This window comes from Arcobacter sp. 15-2, from assembly GCF_047159865.1.
GTDB lineage: Bacteria > Campylobacterota > Campylobacteria > Campylobacterales > Arcobacteraceae > JAIOSF01.
In genome coordinates this window covers 1,919,499-1,944,512 of record NZ_AP038804.1, presented here as the reverse complement: position 1 = coordinate 1,944,512, position 25,014 = coordinate 1,919,499, and the positions used below count along the sequence as shown (strand labels likewise).

Sequence of the window (25,014 nt, the reverse complement as noted above, 5' to 3'; positions counted from 1 at the left end):
GTTAAGGGAGTTTTTAAGGAAACCTGAGTTTAAATGAAGATGCTTAATATTCTAGATTTATATGATAAACTATCATTTGCAAAACTACCCCTTTAAGAAAAGAAAACAAAAGATGAATATATTTAAAAACTTATTTACTGATTTAGAAAACTTATTGAACTTATTGAATACATTCGATTATAGTAAACTGATATTATTAGCAATAACACTCTTAATATTCTATATTATACATATTATTATTTTGAACAGATACCACAAAGTAAAAATAAATGATACTAAAATAGAATTGAAAAAAATAAACTTAGAAGCAATACTAAATAATAAAAGACAAAATTTATTAAAAATTTATTTTATATTATTTTTATTTATATCTTCATTTATTATTTCGAATAATAATTTAACTGTTATTATCCCAGTATTATCAGCACTGATACTAATATCACTTTTCTCAATGAAGGAGCAACTTAACAATATATTTTTAGGTTTAGCCTATAAATCTTCAGTCTTAACAACAATCTACGAAGGTATGGAGTTTTATTTTAAAGACAAACCAAATGAAGTATGCAAAATAACAAAAGTAAATTTATTTAAAACCATATACAAAAATGAGATGACAGGTCAGTTATTTTCACTTGAAAATAAAGTACTCAATGAAATGCACTTGATTCATAAAGTTGTAAAAGATTTAGACTATGTCGAGTTCAAATATACTGTAAAAAGTGATTATCCTTTAGAAGAGTATATTGAAGAAACAAAAACTATATTAAATAGCTATGTAAATGCAGTAGATGTGGATTTTAAAACCCTCAGAGAAACAATATTGTCATTGAAATCTAAGTATAACACCACTCCATTTTTAAAACCTTTTTATACAATTGATGTTGAATTTGATATCAAAGAAGATGTAATCATCAAACTAAAACTCACTACATACAAATATAACTATGATAACTATTTAGATGATTTACTAAAATTCAGACCCAAACCAATTGTTTCAAAAAGCTTATCAAATCACGATGAACAACTCACATGAGAAATCCCACCCACTTCAAAAAACTCTTTTGGTTTTAGTCTATAATATTTATCTTCAACCTCTTGACTTTGTTCAGAGTATGGATCATTCATAATCTCTTGAAGCTCTTTTACTAAACTATAGTCACCTTTTTTTGCAGCTTCATAAGCAGGCACCAAAAACCACTCTCTTAAAGTATATTTTGGATTTGTTAGTTTCATCTGGGTACTTATTTGGCTTATATTAGAACTATTTAGAAGAGATCTCCACTTCGTAAGCCACTCTTGCCATCTCTTTTTTATGCTCTCTTCGTAGTTAAGATTATAGAAACTTTTTTCAAAAGATGTGATATTTTCAGGTATATTTGAAAGTTCTCGAAAAAACACAGTATAGTCAACCCCTGTTTGTACCATCAGTATCTCTAGTTCATCATACAACTCTTCATCAAAACTTTCAAGCCCTAGTTTACTTGCCCACATTTTTTTCATCTCATCTTCCATAACTAAAGAGAAATCAGCTCTTATTTTGTGTAACTCTTGCAGGTGTGTTTGACTAGAACTCAACAGATTTTGTAAAGCAGAATAAAACTGTTGAAAGTTTTTTTCTGCTGCATTTGGCTGATTAAAAAAAGCAAAATGATTTCCACCACCTGTCCACGACTGATAGTAAGGGTCAAACAAATCCATAAAACCAAAAGGACCAAAATCAAGCGTATACCCTCCAGCTGCACAGTTGTCACTATTGAAATTTCCTTGACAAAAACCAACACGAATCCAATTTGCTACAAGTTTTGTAAGCCTACTTCGAAACTCTTTTGCTAAGAGTATCACTTGATCAGCAAATGGTAAATTTGTATCGATTTCTTCACTATATTCACGCTCTATCAAGTGTGATACTATCTGTTTTAGTTCACTCATCGCTTTTGGGTGTTCATTTTTACGAGCTCGGCGTGCGAAAAGTTCTATTTGTCCTACTCTTAAAAATGATGGTGCAACTCTTGTAGAGATAGCAACCGACTCATTTACCATCATATCAGGATCAAACGAATGTGAGTTGTGTGAATACCAAGGTCGTTTTACAAACTCAGTTTTTGAAGTGTACAAACTCAATGAGCGTGAAGTAGAAATACCTAAAGCATACATATGTTCTTGAGCCAAAAACTCTCTTACGCTTGAGCGTAAAACAGCTCGACCATCTGCCCCTCTACAATATGGAGTACGACCTCCACCTTTGAGTTGCATCTCCCATCGTTTATCATTTAGAACACCTTCAAACACAGAAACAGCACGCCCATCTCCATAGCCATTTCCTGTTTGGAAAGGACACTGGGCGTAATATTCTGTCCCATAAATAGAAAGTGCATATCCAGTTGCCCACCCTACTTTGCTCATAGGCTCTGGTAGATTTGAAGTATCACCTGAAAACATTGCCATAAAATCAGGCGAATGAGCTAAACTATCATCAAAACCTAATTCTTGAAATAAATTTTTACTATGTGTGATATAAACTGGTTCATCTATAGGCGTTGGGTTCACAGGGACAAAATGCCCTGAAAAAACCTGCCGAGGGTTATGATCTATACCATCTTGTGTAGCGTTTGGATCAGAAGTTAAAGTATCCATAAGTGAGTAGTTTGCAAATGGTGCTAGGTCGTTGAGTGTTTTTATAGTTGGTGTGTTTTGTTTTGTATTGTTCATATATTTTCCTAATGTGGTATTTTAACCTATACATCAAAAAATAACTTAACAAATATAAATTAGATTATATCTATAAATTTATAGGTTTTTCAATTGCAATGTGATTTTACAAAGAGGGTGTTTTAAATATTGCTTATTATCTTTATCATGCCATACTACAATATTCTCAATGATAACTTTATCTATCCTATATCCACTTTTTAATTTATTCATAATAGTATTATTAAACTCTTTTGATAAAGTGCCTAATATTTTTTCATTTTGTGTTATACATAGATTTTGAAATTTTTCTTGTCTAGTTAAAAATACATTTTCTCCGGTAAAATAGTTATGTCGATTTGAGTTAAAGCTCAAACTAATATCCGATAAACTCATAATATAAGTATAAGTTTGATTTGATTTATCATATATTGCAGTGTCTATTATATAAGTTACATACTCTTGAGGTAGTGGTCTTTGTCTACCATTTTTTATAATATATAATTCATTTTTAGCCCTTGTCATACCAACATAATATAATCTTACAAGTTCATCTTTATTGCTTTTTGTATCATGATTCTTTTTTAGATTATTTACTAGTATTACTTTATCAAACTCCATACCTTTTGACTTGTGAATAGTAGATATAATGATATTTTTACTATAGTTTTCAAAATCTTCAAGTTTGATCTCTTCTAGATATGACAACCATTGTGATATATAGTACTCTTCACTCTCTTGTAAAAATCTATTGACAATTTTTACTAATAATTTGATATTTGATGATTTACTAAATCTCTCTTTTATAACCTCTAAGGCATTATAGAAGTATTGTTCTAAGTATCTAGTTTCATCATTTAAATAGCTATTTAAAACTTTTTCAAACTCTACTATCTCAATAATATTTTTTAAATGAAATTTCTCTCTATCAATAATATATTTTGCATCTATCCCATTTTCTTGTAGTTGTGAATATATCTGCATAACTTCATCATTTGTAAAAGCTAAAATGGCAATGTTTTTATTTTTTTCATCCTTATTTACTAGTTCTTTTACTAGATTTGTTGTTGGTGTTATAAGGTTTGTGCAACTATTAATATAAACGCTTACCTCTCCATTTGCAGATGAGTTGGGGTATAAAACATTGTCTTTATATCTGTTTGTTATATTTTTTATAAATTGGTTCGAGTATTCAACTATATGTTTTTTACTTCTAAAGTTACAAGATAGCTCATATTTTTTATATAGATCTTCATCATTTTCACTGCAAGCAAACTCGGTTTTAAACAGATCTATAAACTTTGTGTCTGCACCGATATGATTCATAATACATTGATCATCATCTCCTACAGCTATAATTCTCATCTCTTTATCACTTGTATTATAAATCGCTTTTACAAGTTCAAAACTATCTTGATTTATATCTTGATATTCATCCAAAACCAATACAGCTTTATATGGTAACCTTATATCCCCATCAAGTATAGATTTTGTAGCTTCTTTTATAGCTTGATTTAATATCTCATCATTTTGTTTTGTATCTCTTGCTATTAATTTAAGAGCATAAGAGTGAAATGTTTGTATCTCAACATCGTAGGACAATGCTCCTACAAGTTCATTTAGTCTGGTCTTAAATTCCCATTTTGCACTTTTTGAAAAAGTCAACATCATAAATTGTTCAGGCTTTATATCTTCAGTTAAAATCAATGAGGCTATTTTATGTACTAAAACTCTAGTTTTGCCACTTCCTGGACCTGCTAATATCATCATAGCTTTTGTAGTTTTATCATTTATGATAAGCTTTTGCTCATCTGACATTTGAGTAAATATTTTATTATACCTTTTTTGAGATATGGGCCTTGATATTCTTTTTTTTAATAAATTATATTGTTTCTTAAAATTATCATAAGGTAATGTAAAGTAATCTTTTAAAAATAAAATCGCTTTGTGATTATCATCTTTTAATCTACTTGCATATTCACACATTATATGAATTGATTCTATTTTAGTTTGATAGTGCTTTTCAAGTCTATTTTTATATTCATTTTTTGTATAAATTTTATTTTGTATTTTTATCTTTTCCTCTTTGATTAAGTTCATTGGGGAATAGTTGATAAATCTTCCCTTTAGTAGTTCTATAATTTTTAAATGGTGAAGATATAACAAAGTTTTGTCAATTTGTTGAATATCAACCTCTTTATCAAGATATAGATATAATTCTTTTAGGGAGAATTGTATCTCTTTTTTATCTTTTGAATCTATTTGTTTAAAAAATATATTTAATAGCTTATCAGATATATTATGTCTTAGATTTATTTTGTCTTTTACACTTTTTTTATCTTTAAATTCAAAATACCATAAATCTCTTTCTCTATTAATTCTTGTAAACAAAAATGTAGATTTATTTTTCCAATTTTTTATAATAGATTTTATAAGTTCAACTTGATTTTTTGTAATTACTTTTTCTTGATATAGATATTCATTTAGTTCTCGTGTAGTAACTTTATCACTATTTAACCCATTTAGATAGTTAAACAATTTTATCTCTATTTGTTTTATGTAAGGAAATTTTTTTATATCACTTTTTTTTGTCTCCAAATTTAAGTCTTTACTGTCACCTAAAATATCCATCTGCTTTAGTTGATGTATACTTAAAGATATCTCATCTTTTTTGTATCCCAATTGGTCGGCTAACTCATCTATTTGAACTGATTCAACTTTTCCATTTCCAACAATAGTGTTTAGTATCAAAGATAATCGAACTTTTTCCTCTTTTGAATATACAGAAGTTTCAAAATGCTTATTTAGTTTGTCTAGACTCTTTGATGCAATAGAATCTGCAAAAAATTGTGTTTTATTTCTTTTTCTACTTAAATATCCTTCCCTTTCAAGTTCTAATAAAGCTGTTTTTATTTTGGTATTATACTCATTTTCATTGTCTTCTACATCCCATCCTGCATCCCTTGCTAACTCAAAAGCTGTTTTATTTACTATATCTTGTGGATAATTTTTGATAACTTTAAAGATTGAGTTGATCTCATTTGCTGTTAATTTTGAACGATTTAAAGAATTAAAATGTTTATCCATATCATCTTCATCAAACAGTATAGGACAAGAAGCAGTAAGATTTTCATCCCTAGCCCCACGACCAGCTTCTTGTGCATAGTTTTCTAAGGATTCTGATATCTCATAGTGTATTACATTTGTTATGTTTGACTTATCCACTCCCATACCAAAGGCAGTTGTAGCAACAATAATATCAATAGTATTTTCAATATAGCCTTTTAATATCTCCATCTTCTTTTGTGAATCTAATTTAGAATGAAAAGATTTAACCACTTTTGTAGTATCCATAGAGAGTTGTTCTGCTACATCATCACAATCTTTTGTAGAAGAAGGAATATATACAAGTGTTGAACCTTCATGATTATTAATAAGCTTTAATAGTTCACGATACTTATCTTTTTTTGATGAGGGTATAGATTTGTATTGTAGGTTTTTTCGTTCTGGAACTGCTAAATATTTGTTTAGTTTTATATCTAAACCTTTTAAGATATATTGATTTATATCTTCTATTACACTTGGTTTTGCTGTTGCAGTAAAACAGGAGATTGGTATATGGTCTTGAAATGGTTTATTTTTAAGTAAATCTTGAACATATTCACAAATATAAAAATAATCTTGCCTAAAATCATTACCCCAAGTAGATAAACAGTGAGCTTCATCTATAACAAATCTTTCTATAAATCTATTTTTCAAAATACTAAAGATTACATTTGATCTTAATGATTCAGGAGCAATATATAATATATCAGCCTCCCCATTTATAGTTTGTTCAATCGCTTCAGCCCTTTCCAACGGACTCATAAATCCACTAATAGCCACAGCTTTATAGTTTGCAACTTTACTCTCAAAACTCGTAATATGATCCTCTATAAGTGCTTGAAGTGGAGAGATAATTACAGTCAATGATTTATACGCTTTAGCTTTGATAATTGCAGGTAACCAAAAAGTAAAAGTCTTTCCACCACCAGTGGGTAAAATAGCAAGAAACGAATCATCTTTTAACGATGCTTCGATTATCTCTTTTTGTGAGATAGTTTGATCATCAAATATATCTGCATTTAGCCTTTGAAATATTCTAAATGTACCAAATCCAAATGTTTCTTTTGAAAACGCACTTAATTCATCTATCGTTTTATCTATATCAAAACAGAGTTTTTTTTGTATCTGTACGATACTTGGATAGCTATACAATACTTTTGGAGGATGAGATTTTATCTCTATGTGTGGAGTAAGCAACGCTAAGATATAAGATAATTCAACGGAATTTGAATCTATTATCTTTTCAAGATACTCTTTGTTTACTATGACATTTTTATGTATATCGTAAATCATATTTTTTAAAGATTTAGTGTCTGAGAAAGTTAAAGGGTTTGAGATATTGATATATTTAAAAAATCCACTAAAATACTTATCGTCTTTTAACAAACTATAAAATATATTTTGACTATTTTCAGGAAGTGATAAAAACTCCTCTTCAAGTTTACATAAAAGTTCCAAAGTGATTTTAGAATCTTCTACAGGGTCATTAGCAAAGTCATCTTCACTTTTATAGTTTTTTGGTAAGCTGTGTATTGTCTTTTGATTGAAAAGTAAAAGTGACAAAGGGAGCGTATCTATAAAAGAGAAGTCTTGTATATCTTGGTATAAAGAAGTCTCTTTTAAAATTTCAAGATCAAAATCTATTAGATTGTGACCACAGATATAGAGAGTATCACAGTTATTGATAAACTCTTTAACCTCTTGTAAAGATGATGTTTTAAGTTCATCATCTTTATATATCAAACCAAACTCATTTATCTTTTTGTTTTTTTTATTTACTTCTAGGTCTAGAAAGATTGTATGTTTATTTTTCATTTAAATTATATAAATCTTTGTATTACATTAAATTTATCTTCTTCTAAGGCATAAATTTCACCTTTGAAAATAATTTCATTTTCATTAATACTATCAATATATTCTAGTAGCCATTCAATATCTTCAAATTCAAAACCATATCTTAATAACCAAATTTCAGTTGTATTATTAGTACCATATCTAATATAGTTTTTCATCATTATCGCTCTATTGTCTTTTGTATCATTATAATATAATTGAAATGCTGCACATATAGGGTCACTCAATGATAATGAGATTACTTTATCTAAATAATCATATGTATCATAAACTAATAAATCATAATTTATTTTATCAATAGATACACCTGTAAACCTATTTATATTTCCTAAAGTATTGTCGGGTAAAGGCTTTGGTATTGGACTAAAGTGTACTGATATCTCTTGAATCATTTTTTCTGCATCTTCTGCTGTAATTTCATTGGTATATACTTTAGATAAAATACTATTTCGTTCATCTTTTTTTGATAAATATGCATACCGTAAAGATAAGATTTCACTAAATGATTTACCTTGAATTTGCCATAACATAATTGGAATAGCGGAATGTAATACACCTGTTTCACCCGGATTTAGAGTGTCTTTTCTTAGGTGAGTAATAAAAATATTTTTAAAGGAATCACTAATTTTCTTTTTAAAATGTTTTGTTAAATCGGTATAGACTTTTGCTTGAATTGGCTTATTATCAATAATCATTGTATTTAAAATGTATTCTATGTCTTTTTTGATATTTTTATCTTTAAGTCTTTCAACTTGTGTATTTGTTAAATGTAAATCATCATTAAATGTATCATCTTTTACTGCTTCAATTATATCTTTAAAGTCATTATCAACAATAGAAGACTTATCCCCATCAATAATAGATGTTTCTGTTAAATTATAGTTTTCTTGTAATCTTTTAGAAAAAGTAGCAATATTTTGCTTTTTTACAATTACATATCCGAATTCAAACTTATCACTACTTGAAGTAGTTCTTCCTGCTCTACCAATTAAATTTTTTAAATTTAATGTTTTTAAATTATGAAAATTGTCAATCCATACTATATCAAATGGCATATTTATTCCTTGAATCAAGGTAGCAGTAGAAAAACAAATACGGGCAAATTTTAATCTTACAAAATCTTCCATAATTAATCTTGCATTCAATGGCATTGACCCGTGGTGTAGAACTATGCCCTTTTCCATCATAGATATTAATGCAGAGAATTTTTCCTTACCTGAAGATGAAGCACCAATAAATTTTCTTAGTTTTTCTATTAACTTTATTGCATTTGGATCTGTTAATTTATCACATTTATCAATATATTTTGCAAAATCTGTAATATATTTACCGGTATAAATCTTTTCTTTTGATACATAAATTAATATAGAACCATTATTATTTAAAACATCTAGAACAATATCTGAGTTTTCATCATATAGGTTTTTGATTTTTTTTTGATATGGTGAAAAATATGATAATTTTTCTTTATCCAACGAAATAAATATTTTTCCTACCGTATGTTGTTCGTAAGTCATAAAAGAAGATTTTTTTTCAAAATTATGTTTTAATAATTGTGCCTCCGGATTATTTACAAATGGATGAGCAAATACCTTTTTAGCATTCGGTAAATGTTTGTCAATCCGTCGTATAAAAGAATCAAATTTCATCCCTCTAATTCCTTCTTCTGATATTTGAGCTTCATCCAACAAAAAAAGTCCTATATTAAATTCATTAATTCTTTTAAAAAGTTCAATACCTCTTTCTGGTGTAATAATAAAAATTCTTCTACTTGTATTGGACTTATTGATATTTTCAATAAATGGAAGTATTAAAATTGATGTGTCATGAGATAACAAATTATTAATAGTATTTATATATTCTGTAATCAATGCACGTGATGGTACAACTATAACAATATCATAATCAACATTTTGAATTATTTCTCTAAATAAATAAGATTTTCCAGCACTAGTTGGTGCTGAAAAAGAAAAATATGTTTTATCTTGAATATTTAAATATGCATGTGCCTGAACTGGTGTAAAGTTTCTGCCTGTCTCATCGTTAATTATATCTTCATATATAGAATATACTTCTTCTAATATATTTTTAGGTTCATTTGTTTTATAAAATAATCCCATTGTATATAAAAGTTGTTTTTCATATTTTTGTAATATATAATTATGAAATCTTTTTATATATGATAGAGCTTCAAAATCCAATGCATTAATAGGTCCTTCTTTATGTATTCGATTTAAAATAGTTGCTATAATTTGTTCAACATTATTGTTCTCAAGTATATTTTTAATCATTGATAGTAATTCCTATTATATATAATTCATGATAATTCAGTAAAGGATTTATATGTTCAGATTTTAATGCATTTTCAATTATTGCTTGTGGATTTTCACTATTAATTGAAAAAGCAGCAACAAATGCTTTTTTATCAACTAAAATATTTTCTACAGATTCTTTAGAAACAAAGTTTTGTAAATCCTGCAATTCCATTTTATCTTTTTCAAGACTAATAAAACGAGAAATTTGAGTTAATGCATTTGTATGAGGATTTGTAACTCCACTATATTTTGCTTCACCAAATACTATTAGTTGAGTATCGCTTTCCGTATGAAAATCAAAACCAGGGTTTCCTGTTTTCTTTTCTTTAAATAATTCTGCTAGAGGAACTTTTGTATGGTTGTATTGTAACTCTAAAGAATCTTGAGCAGTAACAGAGATTAAAAATTCTCCAAATTCTGTATTTACAGTAGTTGTCACTTGTGTTAATATACCATTTATAAGTTTATCAATTGTAGTTTTTGCTCTTGCTTCATAACTAGTTCTAGGAATAATATCAAGTCGACTAATCCAACTTGTGTCAGCTATCATATCAATCATCTCTATTGCCCTAGCTTCAATATCATTAACTTCTGCATGTATTGAATATACGTTACAGTTTGTTGTTTTACCATAGTCACTCATATTTTCTAACTTAGTATTTAGTATGTTCAAATTTATTCCTTTCCAACCTACCCAAAATATCAAAAGCCCCAACATCAAACCGAGAAAAAGCAAACCACTTTTTCCCCAAGTCTTTTAAACTAGCACCAATATGATAGACATCAACATTATCTATTATCATAAATCTATCATGTGCATCTTTGAAGTTTTTTATCTCTATATCTTTATATTGTGAGTTATATTTTTCTAGGTCTAGTTTTAGTTGCTTTGATATAGTTTTTGTGTAGATAATTACATCTATAGTTTGATTTTTTGAAAAAAGTGTTAGGACACTATCATCTATATAATTATCTATCAATACAATAGAACTCTTTGCATCCCTTATCAAATCAGATACAAAACTGTACGCATCAAACATTTGACCATCGTAAAATATCCCTTGCTTTGGTTTGATAGTGTTATCTTCTAAAGCGTCAAAAAGTTTTTCAAACCTTTCATCATTTGACATCTGTTTCTTTTCTAGATTATCCAATCTCTGGCAAAGTAAACTATTACTTGAAATAACTTTTCTCATATCTACAAAGCTATTTATGATTTTCATACTTATATCTATAGCAATTTTACTTTTTAAAACAGCACTTAGCATAGAAACACCCTGCTCTGTAAATGCATAAGGATTTGAACTAGAATGTTTCAAAGTATTGAACCGGTCACAATTTGTGACCAGTTCATCTTTTTCTATCTGTGTTAATTGAAATCTAAAATTTTCAGGAAATCTTTCTATATTTCTTTTTACTGCTTGATTAAATACTTTTGTATCTACACCATAAAGTTTTGCTAAATCTCTATCAATCATAACCTGCATATCTCTTATAGTATAGATTTTACTTTTTATATCTTCATCGATTATCAATTCATTCATATCTCTACCTCACTCGTCCCATCACCCTTCGGAACAACTTTTATCTGCAATGGTATTCTCTCTTTCAATGCTTCCACATGAGAAATCACACCTACCATTTTTCCGCTACTTTGAAGTAAATTTAGAGCGTTGAGTGCTGTTTCTAAACTATCCTCATCTAGTGTACCAAAACCTTCATCTAAAAAGAGTGAATCGATGGCAATCTTTTGGCTTGCTAATTCGGAGAGTCCAAGGGCTAGTGAAAGACTCACGATGAAGCTTTCACCACCTGAGAGTGTGCTGACTGGTCGGATCACATCACCTTGAAAACTATCTATCACTTCTATTTCTAAAAGTTGTTTTTGTTCGCTACTTCTTTTGAGCTCATATCTACTTGATAAAATACTCAAATGATGATTTGCTAAACTTATGAGCTGATCTAAGGTGATACCTTGTGCAAACTTGGCGAACTTATTTCCATCAGCCGAGCCTATCATATCGTTTAGTTTTACCCATACTTTAAATTTCTCTTGTTTTTTTTCTAGCTCTTTTATTTTTTCTTCATTTTTTGTTCTATTTTGAGTATTTATCTCTAGCTCTTTTTCACTACTTCCGATACTTTTTTGTATCTCATCTATTTTTTCATCTAATACTTTTAGTTCATCGATCACCTCATCAAATGGACGGATTTTTATCTCTTGTTTTTTATGCATTTCAAGTTTTTTACTTGTATCTATTTGTAGAGTTTTATATCTGTTGTATTTTTCATCTATGCTATTACAAAATAAACTTAACTCTTCTCTTTTCTCTTTTGGTAAAATCGCACTTTCAAAATCTATTGGTGTTTTAAAATCATTTTCTACTAAAGCTTTTTCAAACTCGGTTTGTAGTTTTTCTACTTTGAGCTCATCGTTTTTTTGTTTGAGCTGTAGCTCTTTTATTTGAGTATTTAAAAACCCCTCTTTTGAGAGGAGTGTTGAGAGTTCTTTTGTTGTGTCATTGTATTTTGTTTGGATAGCAGAGTAAGTAGATGTGATATTTTTTTCATAGAGTTCTATATCATCTGTATCTAAAATAGTTTTACTTTTTTGTTTCAAAGAGTCTATCTCAATTATAAGGGTATTTAACTCTTTTTTATTTTCTTCAAAAGCTTTTAAGATAGCTTCTATTTGTATCTCTTGTTCTTGTAGTAGATAATATTGCTTTTGTAACTGCTCTTTCTCTTTTTGGATTCTGTCTTTTTTCTCTCTTAAGATTGTTATCTCTTGTATCTCTTTTTCTAAAGTCTGTTGTTCCTCTTCTAACTCTTCGTTTGAGTTGAGTTCTAGTGTAAAGTTTGTATCTTTAAAAAACTGTTCTATTTTTTCTTTTGTGTCATTTAGTTTAGTAAGTTCAAGTAAACAGTCTTCTACTTTTTTGTTATTTAGAAGGAGTTTGTTTTCATAGAGTTTTAGATTCTCATTCTCTTTTACTAGTACACTTTTTTGTTCATCTATTTTTGAAGTTGTTTCATCTATATTTACTTCTACACTATGTATGATATATGGATGCTCTTTTGAACCACATAAATAACACTCTTCATTTTTTTGTAGTTTTTTTCTATCATCTTCATACTTTGCTATGAGCAGTTCATTTTCTCTTTTTTGTACGAGTGTTTGAAGAGTTAGGGTGATTTGCTCTATGAGTTTTGTCTTTTCTTTTTGTAGTGTACTATCTACTTCTATTTGTTTTGTTAACTCTACTGATAACTTTTTCTCTTTTTGTATATCTACTAAAAGCTTTTCATACTCTACTATTGTATTTTGTATCTGTTCTATTCTTTTAAGGCTTTGTCTGTAGCTTTCTTCTTTTTTTAACTTATCTACTACTATAGACTCGATAGTACTATACTCTTTTTCACATACTTCTAAATGCTCATATAGTACTTTGATTTTATCTTTTTGTTGTGTATATGCTGTAGTGATATACTCTTCATCTTCTACTATACTAGATATTTCTACATTAAAAAGTTTTGATAACTCTTTTTTTTGATTAGAGAGCTTATTTTCTATATCATTTTGTAGTTTTTCTTTACTATTTATTTGTTCTCTTAAGGCTCGTATATCTTTGAGTTTGAGACTATTTTGTTCAAAAGAGATTTTTTCTTTCTCATACTCTTTTTTTACACTCTCTACTAGTATATTTTGTGAGTGCAATTGTGAAGTTAAGCTCTTGTACTGTTCATCATATACTCTTAGTTTCTCTTTTTGTGTTACTATAGTTGTTTTTATACCAGTATACTCTTGATAGATACTTTGCATATTTAAAGCTTTGTTAGCAAGTGTTAGGCTTTCGTATTGTTCTTTGTTATCTTCTTTCTCTTTTACGCTACTAGTATAAAGTTCACTATAGTTTTTATCTTCTAGTACTAACTTATCTAAAGTCTCTATCCATACTTTTATCTCTCTTAATTCTTTTTCTTCTTTATCTAAAAGCTGTTTTTGTTTTTTGTTCTCTTCTAATACTTTTTCTTTCTCTTCTACTTCAGTACTCGATAATAACTCTCTTGTGTCAAGTATCTTTTTATCTAACTCTATATCGTATTTACAAGAAGAGTACTGTTCATATACCTCGGCTGATATTTGTTTATATATCTGTGTACCTGTCATCTTCTCTAAAAGTGTAGATCGCTCTTTTTCATCCGCTTTTAAAAATGCATCGAATCCACCTTGAGCTAATACCATAGACTGTTTAAATCTATCAAAATCTAAGCCTGATAACTCTTCTACATATTTAGGTACATCTCTTAGTGTTGATTTGAGTACTTTTGCACTGTTTACATCACTTAGTTCCATCTTTGCAGTTTGAAACTTACCTTCGGCGTTTTTTCTAGCTCTCTTTTGAGTCCAAGAAGAACGATATATTTCCCCTTTTATCTCAAACTCCACTTCACAATAACACTCGCCAGTATGTCGAGCCATCAGTTCATTTGGATTTTTCAGTCGTGGGGTTCTTCCATATAAAGCACAAGTGATGATATCTAGTATAGTACTTTTACCAGCTCCTGTGGGTCCTGTGATAGCAAAAAGTGCATTGTCATTTAAAAAGGTTCTAAAGTCTATTTCAGTTTCACCTTTGAGTGAGTTTATATTTAAAGCTTTTAGTTTTAGTATTTTCATTAGATACTCACCATTTCTACTACTTTTTTAAAGTTTAAAGTAAGTTCATCGATAAACTCAATATCTTCTAACTCTTCTACATCGAGTCTTTTTTGAAATACCTGAGTTGGAGTAAGCTCATCTAAGCTAGTTACTTCTAACTCTTTTGCTTCAAGTTTTTTTTGGGTTCTATCTATTTTGATAGCTAGTACTATGAGTTCTAACTCATCTGCATACTCTCTTAGTGCTTGATTTGCAAACATTGGGTTTTCATCTTTTAAGTGTATCTCACACCAAGTGCTTTTATCTCCTATATTTTCAAGCTCTTTTTTTATAGTTTCCAAGTTACCTTTTAAAACTTGTAGTTTTCTATATAAAGGAATTTCTAACTCTTCTACACTTACGCTATCATTTTCAAATGAGATAATATTTACTTTTTTCTTTTGATTTGATTCTGAAAAACTAAGTGGTATAGGTGAACCACTATATCGCACATGATCTACTCCAACAGTTTGATTTATATGCAGATGCCCTAGTGCAACATAGTCAAAATATTTACCCAAAAAATCACTTCCTATGTCAAGTGTTCCACCTATATAGATATCTCTTTCACTCTCACTCGTACGACTTCCTACTGTAGTCAAATGTCCAGTAGCTATAATAGGAAGATTGTCTTTTTTTGTAAGTTCAATCGCTTTTTCATAAACATCTCTATAGTGTTGTTTGATTCCATCATTGAGTGATGATTCTTTATCATTTACAGTTTGTCCACTTATTGCTTTTCGTACAACACTATCTCTTAAAAATGGAACAGCACAAACCACACCTTGCAGTTTGTTTTCTTTATAAATAGAGATAAGTTCATTTTCATCACTTTCCCCTGATGTAACAACATAAACATTCATAGCTTCAAGTAATTGTTTACTAGCTTTAAGAGTAGAGATAGAGTCATGATTTCCAGCGGTGATGATGACATATAAGTTTTGTATAGAATAGAGTTGTTTTAAAAAGTTATAGTAGAGTTCTAGTGCATAGTTTGGAGGATTTCCCGTATCAAAAATATCACCTGCTACGATAAGCACATCGATATTTTCTTTTTTTATTGTCTCAACAAGCCATGAGAGAAAAGAGAAGTGTTCCTCTTGCCTACTTTTTCCCATAAATTTTTGACCAAGATGCCAGTCTGATGTATGTAAGATTTTCATTTTATTCCATTTGTAAAGGGATAGCAATAGTAAATAAAGCTCCTTTATATTCTTTATGCTTATACTCAAATATAGTGTTTTCAACAGTTATAGAACCATTCATATGTTTTCTTATAATCTCTTCAGACATATACAACCCTATTCCTGTACCTTGAGATTGATGTTTTGTTGTAAAATAAGGATCAAATATTTTGTTTATAATTTTAGGATCAATCCCTCCTCCACTATCTTTGATCATAATGATTACACTATTAAGCTCTTTAAATGTGTCGATTAGAACTATTCTTTCTTCTATATCTTGTTCTTCTAGTACATCTCTGGCATTATTTAAAATATTCATAATAACCTGAATAAGTTCACTTTTGTAAACTTTCACTTGTATATTTTCTATATTTTGAATGATTTCGATATTTCTATTTCTAAATTTTGAACTAACTATCTTCAGTGTTTGTTCAACTGCTTCTTGAATAAAAAATTCCTCTTTCTCTTTATCTGGTTTGAAAAAGTTTCTAAAGTCATCTATTGTTTGAGATAAAAACTGAGCAGAATCATTGATGATGGTCAAACGCTCAATCTCTACTGACTCTTTTGATATTCCAAACTCTTTTTCCATTTTGATACCAGTAGCTGCTGTAGATATAATAGAAAGCGGTTGTCTCCATTGATGTGCTATATTTTCAAGCATCTCACCCATTGCAGCCATTTTGGACTGTTGAAAAATAAATCTCTCTTTCTCTTGCAATAATATACCTTGATTTTTCTCTTTTGTAATATTTGTAAATACACCAATATAGTTTTGAATATTCCCCTCTTTATCACAAACTTTATTGATGGTTAAAAGCTCTGTATATAACCCACCTTGTTTATTTTTATTTACAATTTCACCATTCCAAAAACTATTTGTATTTAAACTTTCCCACATATTTTGATAAAAACTTTGATCATGTTCATCTGATTTTAGTATATTTGGCTTCTGCCCATATACTTCATCTTTTGTGTATCCTGTGTTGATTATAAATGATCGATTTACATCAATTATATTTAAGTTTTTATCTGTAATCAAAATACCATCATTTGTGTTGTCATATACAATATAAGCATTTCTAAGCTTTTCTTGATTTTTTAGTAGTTGTTTTTGATATTTGATCTCTTTATTTTTTGTTTTTGTATATTTTAATAATAATTGAATAATAATAACCGTAATAATAATAATCAGTAAAGAGAAAAACATCAAAGCAAGTCTATTTTTCAACTCCCAATTTTTCATTGCTTTTTCATAATCAAGTTTGATAGCAATACATAAAGGAAAAGTGTCTGTTAGACTATATGCAGAGATATATTTTTCTCCATCAATCACTTCAATTCCAGAACTAGAAATATTTTTTATACTCTCTTGAAAAAGTTTTGTTTCTATTGTCGTACTCTTTGTTTGCAAATCGTTATGTGTTGAAAAAAGCAATTTTCCATCAATACGCACTATTTGAAGTTCTTCTGTATTTTGATGAATATTATTTAAAAATTTATTGATGAAATAGTCATTGCTAATAGCAATTATTACAGTATATTTTTTATTGTCTTTTATAATTACTTTACTAACTGGTACAATAGTTAATAAATCATCTTTTTGAAAAAGGTCTCTCCCTTTTATAACCTCACCAAAGCGTAAAATTGTTTCTGAAAAAAGCGGTTTTGGATAATACTCACTTATATCAAGGGTATGATTCAAATTATTGTTATTTGAACTATATACTATTTTCTTATTATCATTCAAAATACTAATAGAACGGATAAAAGTGTTATCATATAAAATATTTTTTACTCTTTTTTTGAGTAACTTTTCTTTTTCGATTACTAAACTTATATTATCAATATTTCTTGTAATACTTAGCATTATTTGAGTTATTTGCTCATTGAAACTATTTACATGTAGTTCAGTATTTTTCAAATAATTTAGTTCAGATTCCTCTTTTAATATAGTTGTAGTGTATGTCATACTACTTATAAGTAATACTACAATTAAAAAAGCTACTAAACCTATTTTCTGAAATTGTTTCAAAGGATTTATTTCAACTTTACAATTGCTTCTAAATCATTCTTTTTTGCATAGTGCAAGAGTCTTCCATCATATTTAATATCTTGAATAAACTTTTCTACTCTTTGGTAAAAATTTTCATTTCCGTATGCAACAGCCCAAGCGTATGGTGTCATATGATATGTAGAAATAGGTTCGATAAGTTTTGCCCAATTTGTTTTTGCAAGCATTCTTTTTCCAAATGGATAATCACTCATAAAAACATCAGCCCGTCCAGATAAAACTTCATTTTCTCTAGCTTTATAACTATTTACCACTAATAGCTCTGCATTTTTAAGATTTTTTTTCATCACTGTTTCATGATACATACCCTTTGCAACAGCTACTACATTTTCTTTTTTATCAATATCATCCCAACTCTTTATTTTTTTATTTGATTTTGTTGTCACTGCATAAATATCACTAGAAAGGTGAGGAGTCGTAAAACGGATTTTTTGTCGTCTTTTTTTTGTGTTTCCAATAGCAAACATTGCTATATCACATCTGTTTGAAGTCACATCATCAATTAGTGTTGCAAATGAACTTGGCACAAATTCAAGACCTACACCTAAATCTTTTGCAAGTTCTTTGGCTAAATCAACATCTATTCCTATAAGTTTTTGTGTTCTTTGATCCAAATATGATATACCATAATAGTTTGTCCAAATACAGACTTTGATTTTATTTGATTGTAGTATGTTTTCTAGTTTATTATTTTTAGCTACAAGTGTAGCAAAAAGTAAAGAACTAAGTAAGCAAATTTTAAATAGAAAACTCATTAATATTCCTTGAAATTAAAAAATTATTATAACGCAATTTTTTTAATATAAGTTTTTTTAATAAGAAATATGATGAAAACAAAAAACTCAAAAGAGTTTTTTGTTGATTATCGTAATATAAATAACGATTGAACAGCTATTTTTGTTAATTCGATAATTGAATCAATATTCATAACTGGAATAAAGAATACAATAGCAGAACCAACACCACCAAGAACTGTAAGAATTGCTACAAATGCAATAGCGTATGTTGAAACTCTTTTATCGTTAAATTCTTCAGAGATGCACTCCTCTTTAGGAGGATAAAAATACATCATAGCAATAAGTTTGAAGTAGTAATACACAGACACAATAGTAGCCAAAATAGCCAATACTGTAAGACCCATATATCCAGCATTTATAGCTTCTGTAAATACATAAAACTTACCAATAAATCCAATAGTAGAAGGGATTCCTGCTAAAGAAAATAAAAATATTGTCATCATTGCTGCTAAAAATGGTCGCTGTTTTGATAAACCTTTAAAGTCATCATAAGTAACTTTGACATTTGTTTCTGAAATAATATGAGAAGCCAAACCAAACGAACCTAAAGCAGATAATAAATATGCTAAAAGATAAAACATAGTTGCATACGCTGAATCAATATTTATGATCATTCCATCTTTATAACTCAACGCTATAAATGCTAAAAGTAAATATCCTGTATGTACTATTGATGATGCTGCTAACATTCTTTTTACAATATTTTGTGTAATAGCAAGCCATGTACCAAAGATAAGTGTAAAGATAATAATAACAGAGATAATAGTATCCCAAAAGTCAATAATAGGAGCAAAGTCATGCAAAATAGCTCTTAAGAAAAATGAGAAGATCGCAATCTTAAATGTTGATGCCATATACGCTGTAATAACCATAGGCGCACCTCGATAGATATCAAGAACCCAAGACTGAAAAGGAAATGCTGCAATTTTAAATAAAAATGTAAAAAAGATTAAAGTCAATCCTATATACACTAAAATCATATCATCGCCTGTATGTGTTAAAATAAATTCTCCTATTTGAGTTAAGTTTGTAGTACCAGTTGCACCATACACTAAAACAACACCTAAAAGATAAAAAGATCCTATAAATGCACCCAAAACTAAATATTTGAAAATAGCTTCAACTCTTTTAGAATTTTCAGTATTAAACCCAACCATAATATAAACAGCAAAAGAAGCAATTTCAAGTGCTAAATATGCAGTAATCAATTCATTTGCATGAGAAAGAAGCATCATACCAAATAATGCAAACATCAATATAGAGAAAAACTCCCCTTTAAAAAATGATCGATGTTGAAAATAATGTTCCCCTATTAAAAGAGTAAGTATTGTCCCAACAATCAACAGTATGTTGAAATAATTTGAAAAAGAATCAAATATTAAAACATTGTTAATAACTTCACTAAAAGGTATAACAGAATAAAAAACTGTAAATTTTGCTAAACAAAATCCTAAAGCAATCACTAGAAATACGGTAGAGACAACAATAAAATCTCTTGTTTTGAATTTTTCATACATGCTCATAAACATAAGTACTAAAGCACCTATTAAAACTGTTAAAGCAGGTATTAAATAGATAAATTCACTCATTTTGTTGCTCCTATATGTAAAATATCTTGTAAGTAGTGTGTAACTGTTGGCTCAAATTTATCGATAAATATATCAGGATAAAGCCCCATTAAAAATACTAATATAACCCATGGAATAAAAGCAATTATCTCTTTTATCTTTAAGTCTCTCATTTTTAAAACAGCAGAACCCTCTGGTCTATCTTGTAAAATTGCTTTTTGAAACATCCATAACATATATGAAGCCCCAATAATAACAGTTGTAGCGGCAACATAACCTAAAATATGGTTAAATTCATAAATACCAAAAATAATCAAAAGCTCAGAAACGAAACCATTTGTACCTGGCAATCCTACATTTGCAAATAACATAATTGCAAAAATAAAAGTAAATACAGGAGCTTGCGAAGCAATACCACCTAAATCTTTCATAGTTTTAAAACCAGTTTGTTCATGAATCAACCCTACAAGTAAAAATAATGCACCAGTAGAAATAGCATGAGCAATGATTAAATATAATGCACCATTGATACCATATTCATTGAGAGAGAAAATACCTGCTGCAATTAAACTAAGGTGTGAAGCAGAAGCATACGCAAACATCCGTTTGATATCATCTTGCATAAATGCAGCGATACCAAAATATACTAAACCAAAAATACCAATTGCTACAAAATAGATTGAAAACTCAACATAAATTTCAGGGAATATTGGAATCATAAATCTTACAATAGCATAAACACCAAGTTTAGCCATGATAGATGAAAGTAAAAAAACAGCTCCTGTAGGTGCATTTTTGTATGTTTCCATAATCCAAGTGTGTAAAGGAAACAATGGAATTTTAATAGCAAAAGCTGCTAAAAATGCCAAAAATAGCCATACTTGTGTAGTATAATCAAGAGTAGTAATTTTTACTAACTCATTATAAGCAAATGACCACTCACCAAATTCAGTATGATAAGCAACACCCAAATAAGCAATAGCAACAAACATAAGAAGTGATCCTGCCATTGTATATACAGTTACTTTAATAGTTGTAGCTACCTTATCTCCAAAACCATACGCACCAATCATTAAAAATACTGGTAAAAGCATAACTTCCCAAAAGAAGTAAAATAAAATAACATCAAGAGAAAGAAGTGTACCTGTTACACCTGCTTGCACTAAAAGCATATTGATCCAATATCCTTTAGTTTTCCCTTCCCAAAGAAGTAAATAAGCTGTAGGAATCAAAACAGCAATCATCATCAAAATAGTTAATGAAAAACCATCTAAACCTACATAATAATGTATACCATAAGACTCAATCCAAGGAACATTTGTCACAAACTGCATCCCTGCACTTGGTTCAAACTCAATATAGATTTTAAGAACTAGTGCTAAGATTACAGTAGTTGTTAAAAATGCTATATTTCTAATTGTATTTACATCTCGTGTTGTTAGCATTAAACCAAATGCTACAATCGCTGGTAAAAATATAATAAACGAAAGTATATCTGAACTCATACTATAATCCTAATGTAATATATAAATAAATAAATATACAACTCATACCAACAAGCATGAACGCTGCATAAAATCGAACATTGGCATTTTGTAACATCGCTACTTTTTTACCAATCTCCACAAAACCTTCTGATGAATTCATAATAAATCCATCAATAATTTTACTATCTACAACTTTATCAATAAATGTAGATAGTTTTTTAAGAGTTTTTACAAATACAAGGTCATAAATCTCATCAATATAAAATTTATTTCCTATGATTCCTATCTCCTCTTCTGGTTTACTTACATCAAAATTAGCATATTTTTTATACGCTACAAAAATACCTGCAGCAGCAACCGCAACTGATACTATCATCAAAATATATTCTGTTGCATGACTTAAGTGTATTGTTTTAGAATTTAGTTGTCCCAACCAAGTGTCTACAAAATGATTTCCTCCAAAAACTGCAGGAAAGTTTAAAAATCCAGCTCCAAATGCACCTACTGCTAAAACTAACAACGGCAATGTAATTGTTTTTGAAGTATAAACATACTCTTTTTTAGATTTTGTTGGCGCAACAAAAACTACAAAATATAATCTAAACATATAAAATGCTGTTAAAAATGCTGTAAACATCCCTATTCCCCAAATAAGGTATTGTTCCTCTTGAAAAGCTGCTGCTAAAATAGCATCTTTTGAGAAAAATCCAGAAAATGGAGGGATACCTGAAATCGCTATTACACCAACTAGAAATGTAAAACCAATAATTGGTAATGATGCTCTATGTTGTGCTATTTTAAAAATATCTTGTTGGTGATGTAAAGCCATAATAACCCCACCAGCTCCCATGAACAACATAGCTTTAAAGAAAGCATGTGTAAATACATGAAATAATCCTGTAGAATAAAAACCAAGACCAACAGCAATAAACATATACCCTAATTGACTCATAGTAGAATAAGCAAGAATCTTTTTAATATCATTTTGTCTTGTTGCAATAAACGCAGCCAATAGTGCTGAAAATGCTCCAATATACGCAATAAATAATCCAATGTCAGCTAAATCAATATAAAGAAAATGAAATCTAGCAACCATATAAACACCAGCTGTTACCATAGTAGCAGCGTGAATCAGTGCAGAAATTGGTGTAGGACCAGCCATCGCATCAGGAAGCCAAACATACAATGGAATCTGAGCAGATTTACCCATAGCACCAACAAATAATAAAAATCCTGCTAAACCTAATAACTCAGGCGATGCATTTGTTAAGTTTGCTTCAATTGAAGTAAATGATAAATCAACCTCTCCCATTGCAAAAAACAATGTTACAACACCAAGTAAGAAACCAAAATCCCCTACTCTGTTTACAATAAATGCTTTGTTAGCTGCAAGAATATTTTCTTTTTTACCGTAGTAAAATTTAATCAAAAGGTATGAACAAACTCCAACACCTTCCCAACCAATAAATAAAATAATAGGATTATCAGCTAGCACAAGTATCAACATAGATGCTAAGAAAAGATTAAAATATGCAAAAAATTTACCAAACCCTTTATCACCTTTCATATACCCAACCGCATAAATATGAATCAACCATCCAACAAAAGTAACAAACATCGCCATAAAGATTGATAAGTTATCACCCAAAAATCCCATCTCAATAGTAAGTTTATCGATACTTAACCAAGTAAATAACTCTTGTTTAAAAGTGATATTTTCTTCATTCATTCTCAAAAATAAACTTAGAGTTATCAAAAAAGAGATAAAAGGTGTTATTGTCCCTATCCATGCAAAAGTAGCATCTGATATTTTTTCTTTTTTTATACTATAAAAATATAAACCACCAGTTAAAACTGCACCTAATAAAGGGGATAAAATTATCCATATTAATAAATCTGTGTTCATGATTTTTCCCCTTGTGTTAATGTTGTAAAAACATCTGTATCAAGTGATTTTTTAGATCGAAATAACAAAATGATAACTGATAAAAAGATTGCAGCTTCAGCAGCAGCAATAGCAATAACCATAATCGTAATAATTTGAGGATCCATATCAAAATGATATCTTGCAAATGTCACTAAAAACAGATTTATACCGTTAAGCATCATCTCTATAGACATATATATTACAAATATATTTTTTCTTGATATTACCCCTATTGCACCGATTGAAAAAAGCATCATAGAAACAAATGCTAAAGATGTTAATGAAATCATGATTCATCTCCTTGATTTTTAACTCTTTTAACTCTTTTTTTAGCAAGCACAACAGAACCTATTAATGCAACTAAAAGTAATATAGAAACTAACTCAAATGCAACTAACCAATTGTCAAAAAGTACCAATCCTATAGGTGCTAGATCACCAAAATCAGTATCTGTTAATAACATATCTTTTGCAGGTAATTTAGAAACTGCTTGTATAACTAAAATATTTAGTGGAATCATAACAATTGCACCCAATCCAATAAGTTTAAACTTATTTGGTTCTTCTGGTAAATCTTCTTCTCTAATATTTAAAAACATTAAAATAAATAAAATAAGCGTCATTATCGCCCCAGCATACACTATGATTTGTACCATAAATAAAAATGTTGCATTTAAAAGTGCAAAAATTCCTGCAACACTTAACATAGAAATCAACACACCCAATGCACTATACATAGGATTTTTATATACAAGCATAGCAAGAGCACCACCGACTGAAAGTAACGACAATCCTATAAACAATACATCAACCATCATTTAAATCCTTTGATCTTTCATTTGCCATTAAAGCTTTTTTATCCAGAACAAACTCTTCTCTTGTTCCACCTGTAAATGAAAATATACCTGTATCCATACGAATAGCATCACAAGGACACGCCTCAACACAGTATCCACAAAAAACACACTCTAAAAGATCTATTTTGAACTCTTTTGGTCGTTTCTCATCAACTCCATCAAACCTTTCTTCTGCTTCAATAAAGATACAGTCAGCAGGACAAGCAGTAGCACACATATAACATGCCACACATTTCTCAGTCTGATCTTCATGTTTTGTGAGTCTATGCACTCCTCTATATCTTTCATTAAGATCATCTGGTTGCACCTCAGGATAGTGTCTTGTTCTTAGATTATCATTATCTTTTAGATTTGTTCGAAAATGTTTTAAAGTAGTTTTCATTCCACTAAAAATAGCTGGTAAAAACAATTTATCTTTAAAAGATTTTCCCTCTCTTTTTACTACTGTAATTCCCAT

Annotated in this window: 16 protein-coding genes; 1 reads left to right on the top strand and 15 read right to left on the bottom strand. The window is 29.0% G+C overall.

What is annotated here, in order from left to right; genetic code table 11:
- The first annotated feature begins 112 nt into the window (after positions 1–112).
- The gene (locus ACMCMH_RS09985; protein WP_412725134.1) at positions 113–1,033 is read left to right on the top strand and encodes a hypothetical protein; all 921 of its coding nucleotides are present in this window, start codon (positions 113–115) and stop codon (positions 1,031–1,033) included.
- Here the strand turns inward: ACMCMH_RS09985 and ACMCMH_RS09980 are convergent.
- From ACMCMH_RS09980 to ACMCMH_RS09910, 15 genes are all read right to left on the bottom strand, one after another.
- Complete coding sequence (locus ACMCMH_RS09980; RefSeq protein ID WP_412725132.1) at positions 1,012–2,709, bottom strand: protein adenylyltransferase SelO; 1,698 nt, start codon at positions 2,707–2,709, stop codon at positions 1,012–1,014. The genes ACMCMH_RS09985 and ACMCMH_RS09980 overlap by 22 nt on opposite strands.
- A 78-nt stretch (positions 2,710–2,787) precedes the next feature.
- Positions 2,788–7,608, bottom strand: a complete 4,821-nt coding sequence (locus ACMCMH_RS09975) for a RecQ family ATP-dependent DNA helicase (RefSeq protein ID WP_412725130.1) — start codon at positions 7,606–7,608, stop codon at positions 2,788–2,790.
- A 5-nt stretch (positions 7,609–7,613) separates the two neighbouring features.
- Positions 7,614–9,938, bottom strand: coding sequence for a DEAD/DEAH box helicase (locus ACMCMH_RS09970; protein WP_412725128.1), 2,325 nt, complete (start codon positions 9,936–9,938; stop codon positions 7,614–7,616).
- Positions 9,931–10,635, bottom strand: coding sequence for a hypothetical protein (locus ACMCMH_RS09965; protein ID WP_412725126.1), 705 nt, complete (start codon positions 10,633–10,635; stop codon positions 9,931–9,933). Before ACMCMH_RS09965 ends, ACMCMH_RS09970 begins: the two co-directional genes overlap by 8 nt.
- A complete protein-coding gene (locus tag ACMCMH_RS09960) occupies positions 10,616–11,506 on the bottom strand; it encodes an ORF6N domain-containing protein (RefSeq protein ID WP_412725124.1) in 891 nt (296 codons plus the stop codon). The genes ACMCMH_RS09965 and ACMCMH_RS09960 overlap by 20 nt, the downstream gene beginning before the upstream one ends.
- Positions 11,503–14,643, bottom strand: a complete 3,141-nt coding sequence (locus tag ACMCMH_RS09955; protein ID WP_412725122.1) for an AAA family ATPase — start codon at positions 14,641–14,643, stop codon at positions 11,503–11,505. The genes ACMCMH_RS09960 and ACMCMH_RS09955 overlap by 4 nt, the downstream gene beginning before the upstream one ends.
- Complete coding sequence (locus ACMCMH_RS09950; protein ID WP_412725120.1) at positions 14,643–15,827, bottom strand: exonuclease SbcCD subunit D C-terminal domain-containing protein; 1,185 nt, start codon at positions 15,825–15,827, stop codon at positions 14,643–14,645. The genes ACMCMH_RS09955 and ACMCMH_RS09950 overlap by 1 nt, the downstream gene beginning before the upstream one ends.
- A 1-nt stretch (position 15,828) precedes the next feature.
- Positions 15,829–17,883: an ATP-binding protein gene (locus tag ACMCMH_RS09945; RefSeq protein WP_412725118.1), complete on the bottom strand. Its 2,055-nt coding sequence runs from the start codon at positions 17,881–17,883 to the stop codon at positions 15,829–15,831.
- 5 nt (positions 17,884–17,888) lie between these two features.
- Positions 17,889–18,677, bottom strand: a complete 789-nt coding sequence (locus ACMCMH_RS09940; protein ID WP_412725116.1) for a substrate-binding periplasmic protein — start codon at positions 18,675–18,677, stop codon at positions 17,889–17,891.
- A 107-nt stretch (positions 18,678–18,784) separates the two neighbouring features.
- Positions 18,785–20,308, bottom strand: a complete 1,524-nt coding sequence (locus ACMCMH_RS09935; RefSeq protein ID WP_412725114.1) for an NADH-quinone oxidoreductase subunit N — start codon at positions 20,306–20,308, stop codon at positions 18,785–18,787.
- Complete coding sequence (locus tag ACMCMH_RS09930; RefSeq protein WP_412725112.1) at positions 20,305–21,792, bottom strand: complex I subunit 4 family protein; 1,488 nt, start codon at positions 21,790–21,792, stop codon at positions 20,305–20,307. The genes ACMCMH_RS09935 and ACMCMH_RS09930 overlap by 4 nt, the downstream gene beginning before the upstream one ends.
- A 1-nt stretch (position 21,793) precedes the next feature.
- A complete protein-coding gene (gene nuoL / locus ACMCMH_RS09925) occupies positions 21,794–23,680 on the bottom strand; it encodes an NADH-quinone oxidoreductase subunit L (RefSeq protein WP_412725110.1) in 1,887 nt (628 codons plus the stop codon).
- On the bottom strand, positions 23,677–23,991 hold the full coding sequence (gene nuoK / locus ACMCMH_RS09920; protein ID WP_412725108.1) for an NADH-quinone oxidoreductase subunit NuoK: 315 nt from the start codon (positions 23,989–23,991) through the stop codon (positions 23,677–23,679). The genes nuoL and nuoK overlap by 4 nt, the downstream gene beginning before the upstream one ends.
- A complete protein-coding gene (locus ACMCMH_RS09915; protein ID WP_412725106.1) occupies positions 23,988–24,518 on the bottom strand; it encodes an NADH-quinone oxidoreductase subunit J in 531 nt (176 codons plus the stop codon). Before ACMCMH_RS09915 ends, nuoK begins: the two co-directional genes overlap by 4 nt.
- On the bottom strand, positions 24,508–25,014 hold the full coding sequence (locus ACMCMH_RS09910; RefSeq protein WP_412725104.1) for a NuoI/complex I 23 kDa subunit family protein: 507 nt from the start codon (positions 25,012–25,014) through the stop codon (positions 24,508–24,510). The genes ACMCMH_RS09915 and ACMCMH_RS09910 overlap by 11 nt, the downstream gene beginning before the upstream one ends.